This is a genomic window from Mesorhizobium sp. ESP-6-4 (assembly GCF_020164735.1).
In the GTDB taxonomy this organism is placed as follows: Bacteria; Pseudomonadota; Alphaproteobacteria; order Rhizobiales; family Rhizobiaceae; genus Mesorhizobium.
The window spans coordinates 83912-96302 of the sequence record NZ_JAIUGS010000017.1; the positions used below are offsets into that span (position 1 = coordinate 83912).

General features: G+C 63.2%; 13 protein-coding genes. 4 read left to right on the top strand and 9 right to left on the bottom strand.

Annotated elements, in window-relative coordinates; all coding sequences use genetic code 11:
- Window positions 1-12 precede the first annotated feature (12 nt).
- The 8 genes from LB523_RS23665 to LB523_RS23700 all read right to left on the bottom strand — a co-directional run bounded on the left by LB523_RS23665 (window position 13) and on the right by LB523_RS23700 (window position 8500).
- On the bottom strand, window positions 13-498 hold the full coding sequence (locus LB523_RS23665; RefSeq protein WP_140847962.1) for an SRPBCC family protein: 486 nt from the start codon (window positions 496-498) through the stop codon (window positions 13-15).
- Entirely contained in the window at window positions 495-812 is a 318-nt protein-coding gene (locus tag LB523_RS23670; RefSeq protein WP_181175242.1) for an ArsR/SmtB family transcription factor, read from the bottom strand. Before LB523_RS23670 ends, LB523_RS23665 begins: the two co-directional genes overlap by 4 nt.
- Before the next feature lie 425 nt (window positions 813-1237).
- A complete protein-coding gene (locus LB523_RS23675; RefSeq protein ID WP_224607437.1) occupies window positions 1238-1567 on the bottom strand; it encodes a DUF2934 domain-containing protein in 330 nt (109 codons plus the stop codon).
- A gap of 257 nt (window positions 1568-1824) precedes the next feature.
- Window positions 1825-2934: a mandelate racemase/muconate lactonizing enzyme family protein gene (locus tag LB523_RS23680; RefSeq protein ID WP_224607440.1), complete on the bottom strand. Its 1110-nt coding sequence runs from the start codon at window positions 2932-2934 to the stop codon at window positions 1825-1827.
- 55 nt (window positions 2935-2989) lie between these two features.
- Window positions 2990-5428, bottom strand: coding sequence for an FAD-dependent oxidoreductase (locus LB523_RS23685; RefSeq protein WP_224607442.1), 2439 nt, complete (start codon window positions 5426-5428; stop codon window positions 2990-2992).
- 145 nt (window positions 5429-5573) lie between these two features.
- Window positions 5574-6572, bottom strand: a complete 999-nt coding sequence (locus tag LB523_RS23690) for a L,D-transpeptidase (protein ID WP_224607447.1) — start codon at window positions 6570-6572, stop codon at window positions 5574-5576.
- Window positions 6573-6885: 313 nt separating this feature from the next.
- Window positions 6886-7113 carry a hypothetical protein gene (locus LB523_RS23695; RefSeq protein WP_095768463.1) on the bottom strand — a complete coding sequence of 76 codons (228 nt, stop codon included), beginning with the start codon at window positions 7111-7113 and terminating at the stop codon, window positions 6886-6888.
- A gap of 499 nt (window positions 7114-7612) precedes the next feature.
- The gene (locus tag LB523_RS23700) at window positions 7613-8500 is read right to left on the bottom strand and encodes a transcriptional regulator GcvA (RefSeq protein WP_224607449.1); all 888 of its coding nucleotides are present in this window, start codon (window positions 8498-8500) and stop codon (window positions 7613-7615) included.
- A gap of 136 nt (window positions 8501-8636) precedes the next feature.
- Here LB523_RS23700 and LB523_RS23705 point away from each other — a divergent pair, with 136 nt between their 5' ends.
- From LB523_RS23705 to LB523_RS23715, 3 genes are all read left to right on the top strand, one after another.
- Entirely contained in the window at window positions 8637-9098 is a 462-nt protein-coding gene (locus LB523_RS23705; protein ID WP_224543930.1) for a VOC family protein, read from the top strand.
- 34 nt (window positions 9099-9132) lie between these two features.
- Window positions 9133-9879 (top strand): SDR family oxidoreductase, encoded by a 747-nt coding sequence (locus LB523_RS23710; RefSeq protein ID WP_224607451.1) that lies wholly within the window; start codon window positions 9133-9135, stop codon window positions 9877-9879.
- 129 nt (window positions 9880-10008) lie between these two features.
- Complete coding sequence (locus LB523_RS23715; protein WP_224607453.1) at window positions 10009-10374, top strand: hypothetical protein; 366 nt, start codon at window positions 10009-10011, stop codon at window positions 10372-10374.
- Window positions 10375-10432: 58 nt separating this feature from the next.
- On the opposite strand, the gene LB523_RS23720 is transcribed toward LB523_RS23715, so the two are convergent.
- A complete protein-coding gene (locus LB523_RS23720) occupies window positions 10433-11164 on the bottom strand; it encodes a GntR family transcriptional regulator (protein ID WP_318011992.1) in 732 nt (243 codons plus the stop codon).
- A 182-nt stretch (window positions 11165-11346) separates the two neighbouring features.
- Here LB523_RS23720 and LB523_RS23725 point away from each other — a divergent pair, with 182 nt between their 5' ends.
- Window positions 11347-12360 carry an SIS domain-containing protein gene (locus LB523_RS23725; protein WP_224607457.1) on the top strand — a complete coding sequence of 338 codons (1014 nt, stop codon included), beginning with the start codon at window positions 11347-11349 and terminating at the stop codon, window positions 12358-12360.
- Window positions 12361-12391 lie beyond the last annotated feature (31 nt).

The window sequence follows — 12391 nt, forward strand, 5'->3', positions numbered from 1 at the left end:
GGGGTGCAGCTGTCAGGCCGCCCGGGAAAAAAGCGCCTGGAACCGCTGCAGGTAGAGCGGCCAGCCCTGATCGCCGTCGACTCCGCTGCGTACGCCTTCCCAGCCTTGGCCATGCCGTTCGATATGGCGGTGCTCGATTTCGACCCGGGTCCGGTTTTCCGCCTCGGCCGTGAAGCGGACCTCCCACTCGCTCGTCCTGGCGAGGTCGGTTTCGATCTGCCAACGCGGGCTGATGTCCCAGCTCAGAAGCAGCCGGTCGGGCGGATCGTAGGCCAGCACGCGGGCGAAGCGGCACTCTGAGCCATCGACGCCGCGGTCGTAGACGTGGCCGCCGACGCGCGGCTCGAAGATCGTTTCCGCGATCGGCACGGCAAGCAGATTGTGCTCGCGCGGCTTGAAGCTGCCGAAATCCTCGGTGAACACTTTGAAGGCGCGCGCGATCGGAGCCTCGACGACGACGGAATGCCTAACGGGAGCAGGTGCCGGTTGCTTGATCATGTCTCGTCCTTTGTCGGTTGCTCGACAGCCAGCTTGTAGGCCGCAAGCGTCTTCACCCAGAACTGGTCGATCTCCGCGCGAAACGCCGCGAGCCCGTCCGGATCGATCCGGTAAATGCGCTCCTTGCCGGAGCGCGTATCGGCCACCAGCCCGGCATCCTTGAGCACCTTCAGATGCTGCGAGACGGCCGGCCGCGTCACGGGCAGCGCATTGGCGAGCCCGCTGACCGAACTGGGTCGGTCGACCAGCAGTTCGAAGATCGTGCGTCGCGTCTGATCGCCGAGCGCAGTCCAGTATTTCGCGTTAGTAGCCACTAACGCGAAAATTAGGACGGTGCGTCTGACCTGTCAACCCGGATGGAGAGTGCCACCTGTGGCCGGTCCGATTGGCTGGCCAACCGCCTCTTGGTGCAAAATTTTCCGTTCATTTCCGTGAAATCGGCGCAAACGCCGGGATTGCTGGAGGCCGCCCCAACCTCGTCATTCTATGGCGGAGCAGGGAGCGAAGCGACGCGGCGCAGACCATAGAAATCATTCCGTGACTTGAAAGCGACGCCACGGTGCAGAATTTTGCTCTGTTGCATTCCTGGGTGAAGGCAACGGCCTGGATTCCAGGGTCTTCGCGACGGAACTTCGCTCCGCCCTGCAAACGATCGCGATGGGCGTTTCGGCCAATCTCCAACGCGTGCCATCTGCCAACACAAACAGAGCCGACCGGTCAAAATCTCAATGCAGTGCCACTAATCGACACCGCGCTTGCGTGCTTGCAGATCGCGCGCCGCTTGCTCGATCGCAGCGCGGTCGTTGCCCAGCCTGTCGAGCAGCTCTTGCGCCTCGTCGCCCGAAATGCCGGTGCGCATGGCAAGCGCCTCCACCGTCAGCACATCGGCGCTGTCGATCTCGCGCGTTTCTGGCAGCGCATCGTCTGCCGTCAGCGGCAGGGCGGCCTCGCGGTCGATCTCCAACTCCGCCTGATGCCAGTGCCGTTCATGATTGCCAAGGATGCCGCCCTCGCGCTGAAAGATCTCATAGGCACGCTGCCTGATCTTTTCGGTCCGATCGTCGTCCATCGCCGTTCCTCCTTGCGTGTCACAAGAACGCAGGACAGGGCGGAACGATCCGCGTCGTTCACGAAGTGATCGGATGCTTGGCTTGGTCGAACGTACAGCCCGAGGACAATCGCTTCCTCAACAGTCTGCGTTTCCTCTCCTTCCGGAGGGGAGAGGTGGCTCGGCGAAGGCGAGACGGAGTGGGGACGGCGCCGATGAGTCGCCTACGCCGCGGCCATTCGACCCGAAACCGCGAAGCTGGCTGCGCCGCTTCCTGCTTACGGCCCGTATATCGCAACTGGCTTGCCGAACATGCCTAGCTCCGGCTTTACGCCGAGCCCCGGCCGTTGCGGCACGGCGATGTGCCCTTGCTTGATGACGACCGGCTGCTTCTGGTCGAAATGGCCCTTGATGTATTCCTGGGCGATCCAGGCTCCTTCCATGCGGCGCGGCTCGACGGTGGCGGCCAGATGCACGCAGGCCGCCGCGATGATGTCGCCGCCCCAGGCGTCGTCGCAACTGTGCGGCAGCGAGCGGATGGCGCAGAGATCGCGCACGGTCGTCATCTTCGTCAGGCCACCCAGACGTGTCACCTTGAAGCCGAAGCCGTCGGCGATGCCCAGCGAGATGGCCCGCAGCACCGCGTTCTGATCCTCGGTGCTCTCGTCGAGATAGACCGGATGCGTCATGCGGCCTTTCAGCGTCGCGATCTCGTCCATCGTGTTGCAGGGCTGCTCGAAGACGAAGGGAATTTGCTGGCAGACCCGGTCGAGATGGATCGCTGCGGCCACCGTCAGGCCTCGGTTGCCGTCGACCGCTAGCCGAGCCTTGTAACCGACCGCTTCCCAGACCTTGTGGATGACGGCGACGTCTTCCTCCAGGTTGCGGCCTCCGATCTTGACCTGCAGGCGCCGGTAACCGGCGCTCACCTTGTCGGCGGCGACCCTCGCCGTCTCCTCCGGCGGGCCGACGATCAGCGAATAATAGGCCGGCACGCGGCCGGTCAGCGCGCCGCCCAGCAGCGTCGAGACCGGCACGCCGAGTTTTTGGCCGAGCAGGTCGAGGAACGCCATGTCGAAGGCGGCCTTGGCGTAGCCGTGGCCGTTGAGCCGCTCGTCCATCTGCTTGGCCAGAAGCCGGATCGAGGCGATCTCCGAACCGATCAGCCCCGGCGCGATCTCGGCGATCGCCGCGCGGGCGCCCAGCGCATGATGCGGCTGGTAGACCGGTCCGATCGGACAGGTCTCGCCCCAGCCGGCAAAACCGTCATCGGTAACGATCTCGACCAGCGTCGAATCCAGCGCCTCCACATCGGCGCTGGCCATCCGGTAGACACCGCCTTTGACCGGCAATTGCGCCGAATAGACGTTGATCCGATCGATACGCATACGGGCTTCCCTCCGAAGGACACGTCGGCAACGGGGCCTTTGCAGGCCCCGCCTACTACATCCGCGCCCTGGCCGAGGTCGGATCGTAAGGCGAATCCGCGATCACCTCGGCGGCCTTCCAGTCGCCCAGGATCGCGACGTCGAGCTTGGTGCCCGGCTTCGAAAACCGCTCGGGCAGCAGCGCTAGTGCCACGTCATGCCCGAGCGCGTAGCCGTAGCCGCCCGACGTGATGCGCCCAACCAGCGCGCCGTCGCTATAGAGCCCTTCATTGGCAAGCGTGCTGGCGCCGTCGGTTTCGATCCTGAGCGTCACGGATCGCCGCTGGTCGTTTCGCTCCTTGTATTTCAGAACCGCGTCGCGCCCGACGAAGTCGCCCTTGTCGAGCCGGATGAAGCGCTCCAGCCCGCTCTCCAGCGCGTTGAGCTCCGGGTTCATGTCGCGATACATGGCGCGATAGGATTTCTCGAGCCTGAGCGACTCCAGCGCGTGCAGCCCGACCAGCCGCATGCCGTGCTTCTCGCCTTCCTTGAGGATCGCGTCGAGTAATCGCCGCTGGTAGGGCAGGGGATGATAGAGTTCCCAACCGAGCTCGCCTTCATAGTTCACCCGCAGCAGCCGCACGTCGCCTGCCAAGGCGACGCTGCCGGTCTTGACGCCGAACCAGGGAAAACTTTCGTTGGAAAGGTCGATCTCCGTGAGGGGCTGCAGCACGGCCCGCGCGTTCGGCCCGACGACGGTAAAGCAGCCGCGGTCGTTGGTGACGTTCTTCAAGGATACGCTGCCGTCGGCGGGAAGTAGTCTGGAAAGGTCGTCGAAGTTCCAGCGTTCGGCACGCGGCGTCGAGATCAGGTAGAACAGGTCCTCGCCAAGCCGCGCCACCATGTATTCCGCCTGCACGCCACCGCTGGTGGTGAGGTGATGCGCCAGCGTCACCTTGCCGACGGCCGGCAGGCGGTTGGCGATGATCCGGTCCAGCCAGGCGGCCGCGCTGGGACCTGACACCTCGAACTTGGTCATCGGCGTCATCTCGACCAGGCCGACGGCGCTGCGTACCGCCTGCACTTCCTCGCCGACAAGATTCCCCTTGGGCGTCCAGCGCCAGCTATATTGGTCCTTGGCCTCGACGCCGTCGCGCGCGAACCAGTTGGGCATTTCCCAGCCATTGAGCACGCCCCAGACCGCTCCCAGTTCCGTCAGCCGGTCATAGGAAGGCGCGGTCTTCTGCGGCCGCGCGGCAGGCATGTCCTGCCCCGGGTATTTCTGTTCGGCATGCGTGCCCCAGGCCTCGCGCACCTTCTCGCGCGTCCACTCCTTGTTGGCGTAGTCGCCGAAGCGGCGCGGGTCGAGATCGGATGTATCGATACTGTTGCCGCCTTCGACGATCCGCTCCGACAAATAGTAGCCGATAGCTCCGCCCCACAGGATGCCGCCCGGCACGCCTTCGGCCAGCCAGACATTGGGCAGGCCCCAAGCCTGCCCCATCAAGGGCAGCTCGTCCGCCGTCATCTGGAACGGGCCACGCACATTGGCCTTGATGCCGACGCGCCCGAGCGCAGGCACCAGCTGCAGCGCCTGCTCCCAGTTCCACGACACCGCCTCGAAATCCTCTTCCAGCAGATCGGCGCCGAACCAGTCGGGAACGCCGTCCTCGGCGAAGAGCTTGAGGTGTTCGGTGCGCTCATAGGGCCCGAACATCAGCCCGTCGCCTTCCTCGCGCAGATAGCCCTCGAAACCTTCGTCGCGCAGGATCGGCATTTCGGGGCGGCCCGCGCGCTTGCGCTCCACCACCTCCGGCACCGCTTCGGTGATCCAGTACTGGTGCAGGATGGGGATCGCCGGGATCTCCAAGCCAAGCAGCGCGCCGGTCTGGCGCGCGTAATTGCCGGTGGCGCAAATCATATGTTCGCAGGTGATGTCGCCCTTGTTGGTCTCGACCAGCCATTCGCCGGAAGCGGTCCGCTTGAAGCCGGTGACCTCGGTGTTGAGATAGACTTTTGCGCCGAGATCCCGCGCGCCCTTGGCCATGGCATGCGTCACATCGGCCGGCGCGATATGGCCGTCATCGGGATGGTAGAGCGCGCCCAGCATGTCCTTGTTGTCGAGCAGCGGCCAGAGCTTGTGCGCCTCATCGGGGGTGAGCAATTGCGCCCGCATGCCCTGCACCTCGGCCACGCTCATATAGCTCTTGAACTCGTCGAGTCGGTCTCTCGAATTGGCGATGCGCAACTGTCCGCATTTGTGCCATCCGACCGGCTGCCCGGTCTCCGCTTCGAGACCCTCATAGATTTCGATCGTCTTTTTGATCATCCGCCCAACATTGATGTTGCGGGAATAGGACGGAATCAGCCCCGCCGCATGCCAGGTCGAGCCGGCGGTGAGCTGCGTGCGCTCGAGGAGCGCGACATCGGTCCAGCCGCGCTTGGCCAGGCCATAAAGAATACCCGCGCCAACGCATCCGCCGCCGACGATCACCACCCGCGCATGTGCTTGCATCGAACCACCAAATCCGGACCATTCTCCAAATCGCGCCGTCGAAGCTACAGGCGAGGCAAGGCGGTGTAACGTTCTGAAAAACTGAGGATGACGATAAATTGAGCTTATGCAGCGATCCGCGATTGGCGAATCGCGACCCGGCATCTCACTGCACTTGCCCGTCCTGCGCCGTCTCGTCCTTGAAGTCGACTTTGGTGCCCGGCTTGACCATGGCGGCGAGGTCCTCGGCGTCCCAGTTGGTCAGCCGGATGCAGCCATGCGAGAAGGTGGTGCCGATCTTGCCCGGGTCAGGCGTGCCGTGGATGCCGTAGCTCTCGATGGAGAGATCGATCCATACCGATCCGACGGGATTGTTAGGCCCCTTGGCGATGGTGAAGGGCCGCTTGCTCTTGACGCCCTTGAAGGCGAATTTCGGATTGTAACGATAGGTCGGATTGTGCACCACGCGCTTGACCTCGGCCGTGCCGCTCGGCGCCGGCTTTTCCTCGCTGCCGATCGAGGCGGGATAGACCGCGAGCGCTTTGCCCGACGCATCGAGCGCGCGCACCTGGCGGGCGCCTTTGTCGACCTCGACGCTGGCGACGGCCGCGGGAGGATCGCCACGGCCGACATCGGGCACCACCAATGTGGTGTCAGCCTTCCTGAAGCCGGCTTTGGGATTGAGCAGCCTCAGCAACTGTTCGCTGACATGGAAGCGCTCCGCCAGTTTTTCCCGCGCATTGCGATAGCCGAGCCGCTTCAGATGCGCCATCCGCTCCATGCGGGCGGGGATGCGCCTGGTGAACGGCCCGCGCACATCCTTGGCCGTGACCTCGTAGTTTATCAGCACCGGCCCGGCGAAAGTCGCCGCGAGCTTGTCCCAGGTCTCCCGCGTAAGCTCGCCGTCGGAGGGCAGTCCGTTGGCCGCCTGGAAGGCCGCGACGCCCTTGGAGAAATTGTCGGAAAGGCGGCCGTCGATCAGGCCGGGGGAGAAGCGGGCGCGATCGAGAAGGATCTGCGCTCTGAGCACCATCGGATCGACGCCCTTCGGCTCGCCCTCGCTGAATTGCGCCTGGTTGACAGCGGCGAGGTCGAGCTTGGCTGCCAGCGTCCCGCCGCACGCGAGCGCCAGCGCCAATCCAGCGATAACAAGCAGCCTGATCATCGACGTCACTCCAGGATCGCGGCAAGAGCCTGTCTCTATGACGCGGCACGGCCGATGTGGTTCCTGTCGCGAGGAGCCGCACGAAGATCATCACGAGTGTGCGCTTTCTCCCATATATATTTGAATTTTAAGCTGGAAACCAGTTCCCATGAATGCAGAGAACTGGCATTATGGTCTCAGGGCCTGCGCATTTTCTTATTCCATGGCCCCTTGTCCTGGTAACCGGCGGCTCCCCAACACCCCCCCGCCCATGCCGTCGGTTGCCCTGTTGCGCGCTTTTCTGAGCCCGGACGGCTGCGTCAGCTGCGGCTAATCATCGGCTGGAATTAAGCTTCTGGATACGTCCCTTATCCAGCCGGAACACGCCGTCGGTACCGCCTTGCTGCTCGAAGTCGGTTTGAAGCTCGTCCCACGTGCCGAGATATGCGCCGCACTCGGCGCAATGGATCGGTGTTGCTGGCTGGGCATCGGCCGGGATCTGCAGACGAATGGTGCCGCAAAACGGGCATTCCAGTTTGTGGTCCAGATATTCGCCAGCCATTTTGCGGAGCATCGCGCAACAAGCACGTCTTCGCAAGCAGGGAATTTCCGGCGAGCTTTGCTTCAGCCGGGTCGATCTTCGAAGCAGCCGGTCGCGAAATGCCGCCGTCAGATCCGGCGGGCATCCGCCGCATTCAGCCGGTCACACGCGGCTTGAGGTGGACGTCTGAACACGCGCCCTTATGATGCGTGCTTCTCGCAGAAGCGACGGTCGGTCGCGCCCAACGGCCTTTATCAGCCTTCTGGCTTGAGCCTCCGAGATGCCGGTTTTCTCTTTCAGCAGAATGACGAGCTGCTTGTCGTCAATTCGACCGTGGGAACTCCCTTCACCGGGTTCAGTCATATCAAAGATCCTCCTTCCAACCGAACTAGAAGGGCCGCCGAAAGTTTCAACTCGGTTTTGACTCGCGGCGGCATTATCCGCCCAGCGGTCTTCGCAAGGCGAATCGAGCTGGCGGAAAGCCGTCCGGCTTGTGGCTGTCGAGCCCGGAGCTCGCCCGTTAAAGCGGCTCGATCTCCGAAAACAACCAATCGCGAAACGCCTTCACCTTGCGCTGGCGGATCGCCTCCGGCGGGTAGACCAGATAGAAGCTGGAGACCGCCTTAAGCGCATGGTCGAAGGGCCGCACCAGCCTGCCGGTGGCGAGATCGGCCGAGACGAGCATGGTCCGGCCGAGCACCACGCCTTCGCCCTGCACGGCCGACTCCACAGCGAAAGTGGCTGAATCGAAGGTGAGCCCGCTGTTCGGGTCGACGCCTTCGACGCCGGCGCTGGCCAGCCACGCTGCCCAGTCGATGCGGTAGCCATCGCGGATCAGCGTGTGGTGCTTGAGGTCCTGCGGCTGCTTGAGCGGATGCGGCCCTTCCAGAAGCTTCGGGCTGCAGACCGGAAAGACTTCCTCGCCGGTGAGAAATTCCGACGTCAGCCCGTGATAGTGGCCGGCGCCGTAGCGGATGGCGACGTCGATGCCGTCGCCGCGGAAATTGGTCAGTCGCCCGGTGGTCGAGACGCGTACGTCGATATCGCCATGCGCGCGATGAAAGCGGTAGAGCCTCGGCACCAGCCATTTTCCGGCGAAGCCGTCCGAGGTGCTGACGTTGAGCGTCGAGCCGGAATGGCGGGAGGTCGCGGTTTGCGTCGCCAGCGCGAGCTGGTCGAGCGCCTCGCGCACGGCAACCGCATAAGGCTCGCCGACCGGGGTGAGCCGCACCGAACGCGTCGCGCGCTCAAAGAGCTGCACGCCGAGCTGATCCTCCAGATGTTTTATCGCCCGGCTGATCGCGCCATGGGTGAGGTTGAGCTCGTCGGCGGCCCGCGAAAAATTCAAATGCCGTGCAGCGGCCTCGAAGGCCGGCAAGGCGTTGAGCGGCGGCAGTCTCCGGGCCATGACGACAAAGCCATTTGTGAGTTATGGTAACAAATACTTGCCAAAATTTTGGTTTGCCCGTCGAGCCTCTTCCAATCAAAAATCCTCACAGAATTTGTGATCAATACTCACTTAAGATCAAACCTGCGAGGACATCATGGCCACCGTTCATCCCTTCCTCTGGTTCAACCTCGATGCCGAAGCCGCGCGAGATTTCTATCTCTCGGTTTTCAAGAACAGCCGCGCGCTGCGGACCATCGAGTTCACCGACAAGCCGCATGCGATCTTCGATTTCGAGCTCGAAGGCCAGCGCTTTACCGCGCTCAACGCCGGCGGCGTGCCGCCCTTCAACGAGCGGATTTCGCTCTACATCGAAACCAAGGACCAGGCCGAAACCGATTATTTTTGGAACGCGCTGACCGCCGGCGGCGGCTCGGAGCAGCCCTGCGGCTGGCTGAAGGACAAGTTCGGCGTCTATTGGCAGGTCATTCCCGAACCGGCGCTGCGCCTGATGAACGACCCCGACCGCGCCAAGGCCGACCGGGCGCGTCAGGCGATGTATTCGATGAAGAAGATCATCCTCGCCGATATCGAAGCAGCCCACGCCGGCCGCGCCTGATTTTGAACCCATCGCGGAAAGACGGAGAAGACCCGTGACCAATCTCCCCATGACATCGCTCAACGGAAAGAAGATCATCGTCGTCGGCGGCAGCTCCGGCATCGGCTTCGGCGTCGCGGCAGCGGCGCTTGAAAGCGGCGCGGAGGTGGTGATCGCCGGCCGTTCGGCCGAAAAGCTGAAGGCCGCCGAAAAGCGGCTCGGCGGGGCAGGGCGCGTGACAGGCATCGCCGCCGACATGGCCAATGAGGCCGAGGTGTCCGGCTTGTTCGAGCAAGCCGGCGCTTTCGATCATCTGGTGGCGACGGCCGGCACGCCGCCGCCCAATTATCCGATCGGCGAGACCGACATGGATTTCGTGCGCGGCTTTGTCGACGGCAAGCTGATTGGCGCAGTGATGCTGGCCAAGCACGCCGTGCGCACGCTGAACAAGCCTGGCTCGATGATCTTCACTTCCGGCATCAACAAGGACCGTCCGCCGGTCCCCGGCGGCTCTGTCGTCGCGGCGGTCGCCGGCTCGTTCACCTATTTCGCCCGGGCGCTGGCGCTGGAACTTGCGCCAACCCGCGTCAACATCGTCTCGCCCGGGTGGGTGGATACCGAAATGTGGGACGAGATCGTCGGCGCCGCCAAATCAGGCTATTTCGAGCAGATGGGTTCCCGCATCCCGGCTGGAAAGATCGCCAGGCCCGCCGATATCGCGCCGGCCTATCTCTATCTCATGCAGAACGAGTTCATGACCGGCGAGACCGTCCACATCGACGGCGGGCAAAGGCTGGTGTGAGCGGTAGAGCCGGACCTCGATTTGAAGGTTCCGGCTTCACCTATTGCCGTCCACAAGGGCCGGCGTCGCCTTCCAGGCCTTCGCGGCCAATGGCGTTTCCGGCGGAACGCTAATATAGATGATGCTCGAATGAGCAGCGCCTCCGCACCGCCGAGGAACGCCATGCGAAGGGTCATCGTCACAGCCATGTGGATTGTCGCCGCGACAGGCGCCGATGCTCATGACTGGTACGAAAACAAGGTCGACCCGGTGACGAATTTTAAATGTTGCGGCGGCACGGATTGCCGCCCCATCCCCGAGTCTGCCGTGCAATCCGGGGCCGACGGCGGCTATGTCTATCTACCCGATGGCTTCAACATCCCGCCAGACCGCGTGCAGGAATCGCCGGACGGCCGATACCATATCTGCGAGAACCATTACGTCATAACCAACCAGCCCTATCTGCGCTGCTTCTTCGCGCCGCGGCTCAAGGTCTCCCGGCTGCTCCCGCGCTAGTCACGGCCCTCGACATCTGCATGGCACCTGACACTGGTCATCGCGACCATTTGAGCTTTCACCTTCGTGCGAAGCTGAAGGTGAAATGGCTGCCGCGGTGATAGACGGCGGCATGGACGACCGGGGCTCCGGTCCCATCGAAACAGGTTTCCGTAATGAGCAGGGCTGGCCCAAAGTCGCGCAAGTCGTTGCGCTGCACGATTTCCTCGGGCAGCGTTACGGCTGCAACGGAGGCGGCCGACATACGCGGCTGATGGCGGTGCTTTTCCAGCAGGGCGAGCAGCGAGCCGCTCCATTCGATGTCGAAAAGGCGCCCCGGCAAAAAGCTGCGCGGTACGTAGTCGAGCGAATAGATGAGGGGCAGATCGTTGTGCAGCCGCAGCCGTTCAAGCCGGATGACGCGCTCTCCGTCCGCTAGCCGCAATTGCTGCTGGATAAATGGATCAGGCGTTTCCTCGGCGATGGAAAGAACCTTGTTGACGGTGTTGTAGCCATAGTGGCGCGACATGTCGGTCACGCTTTCGAACACCGTGATTGGACGGTCGACCTGGACGGCGGAGTTCGCGGTCACGAAGCGGCCGAGACCATGAGTGACGGAGATGATGCCGTCCTGTTCGAGAAGCTTCAGCGCTTCGCGCAGGGCAGGGCGCGAGATGCGGAAGCGCTGCGTCAGCTGGGATTCCGTTGGCAGCCGGTCGCCGGGCTTGAGCCCTTCGGTCCTGATGAGGTCGGCCATGCGGTCGCGCAGCTGAACCGCCAATGTGCGCGCGTCCCGAAGCGGCTCGTCCAAGTCCCTCTTCCCCATTGTGCCAACTCTCCTTTTGTTGTCGGACAATCGCGCCCAGGTCAAGCGGAGGCATGCGGTGGCGATCGCGTGTCGTATAGGCAACGCATGCAACCTACGCAAAATTTCTCTTGAAATGTGCTCCCTCAGATGTCAGTTGTCTTACAACTTAACTGATCGAGGGAACGATGCTCAATTTCGATGAAGCCCGGTTTATGCGCATCCAATCGGGGGCGGTGGCCTTGCGCGAGCGCATTGAAGTCGTTGTGGCGCAGTGCCTCGCCGCCGAGGCGCAAAACATCTTCTTTCTCGGCACCGGCGGTGCAGCGATCCTGATGCATCCGGCGGCGCAACTGCTGCAGCGCCGATCTGGCTTTCCGGCCTTCGTCGACATCACCGCCGAGCTGCAGCTTGTCCAATCCGTGCACCTGACCGACAAATCGATCGTCGTGTTGCCCTCGCTCTCCGGCACCACCAAGGAAAGCGTGGCACTGCTGTCCCGGATCAAGGACGTCGGGGCGACGGTGATCACACTGGTCGGACATGAGGAGACGCCGCTCGGCAAGGGCGGGGACCATGTTTTCGTCAACTTCGCCGAGGACGACACGTCCTGCGAGTCCTTCTATCTCCAGTCGCTCTTCATCGCGCTTGCAGTGCTGAAGCATCGCGGCGAGCTCGCCGAATCCGAACGGATTTTCGCCGAACTGGAGCAGTTGCCGCGACTGTTGCTGGAGGTGAAGCGGAGCTATGAACAGGAAGCCGCCGGCTTCGCGCACAAACTGGCCGCCTCCGACTATCACATCATAACCGGCGCCGGGAATGTCTGGCCGCAGGCCTGGTATTACGGCATGTGCATCCTGGAGGAGATGCAGTGGATCCGGACCCGCCCCGTGCATGCTTCAGACTTTTTCCACGGCACGCTGGAGCTGGTGGACAAAGACGTCAGCGTCGTGCTCCTCAAGGGCGAGGACAGCGCCCGGCCGCTGGCCGATCGCGTCGAGAAATTCGCGCCTACCTATACGGACAAGTTGACGGTGCTCGACACGGCCGATTTTGAATTGCCCGGCATTTCGCCGGATGTGCGCGCGCTGGTTTCGCCGATCGTGCTCGCGACCGCCCTCGAACGGGTCAGCGCGCATCTCGAGGTGATCCGTAACCACCCGCTGACGACGCGCCGCTACTATAAGCGCGTTGCCTATTGAGCTTAGCTCTCGGCGTCAGCTTGATCGCAGC

What these genes read in the sequence shown, in the direction of transcription:
- LB523_RS23665 (WP_140847962.1), bottom strand. Translation starts at nt 498, where the DNA reads ATGATCAAGCAACCGGCACCTGCTCCCGTTAGGCATTCCGTCGTCGTC.
- LB523_RS23705 (WP_224543930.1), top strand. Translation starts at nt 8,637, where the DNA reads ATGGCCACCGTTCATCCCTTCCTCTGGTTCAACCTCGATGCCGAAGCC.
- LB523_RS23695 (WP_095768463.1), bottom strand. Translation starts at nt 7,113, where the DNA reads ATGGCTGGCGAATATCTGGACCACAAACTGGAATGCCCGTTTTGCGGC.
- LB523_RS23690 (WP_224607447.1), bottom strand. Translation starts at nt 6,572, where the DNA reads ATGATCAGGCTGCTTGTTATCGCTGGATTGGCGCTGGCGCTCGCGTGC.
- LB523_RS23680 (WP_224607440.1), bottom strand. Translation starts at nt 2,934, where the DNA reads ATGCGTATCGATCGGATCAACGTCTATTCGGCGCAATTGCCGGTCAAA.
- LB523_RS23685 (WP_224607442.1), bottom strand. Translation starts at nt 5,428, where the DNA reads ATGCAAGCACATGCGCGGGTGGTGATCGTCGGCGGCGGATGCGTTGGC.
- LB523_RS23715 (WP_224607453.1), top strand. Translation starts at nt 10,009, where the DNA reads ATGAGCAGCGCCTCCGCACCGCCGAGGAACGCCATGCGAAGGGTCATC.
- LB523_RS23700 (WP_224607449.1), bottom strand. Translation starts at nt 8,500, where the DNA reads ATGGCCCGGAGACTGCCGCCGCTCAACGCCTTGCCGGCCTTCGAGGCC.
- LB523_RS23675 (WP_224607437.1), bottom strand. Translation starts at nt 1,567, where the DNA reads ATGGACGACGATCGGACCGAAAAGATCAGGCAGCGTGCCTATGAGATC.
- LB523_RS23725 (WP_224607457.1), top strand. Translation starts at nt 11,347, where the DNA reads ATGCTCAATTTCGATGAAGCCCGGTTTATGCGCATCCAATCGGGGGCG.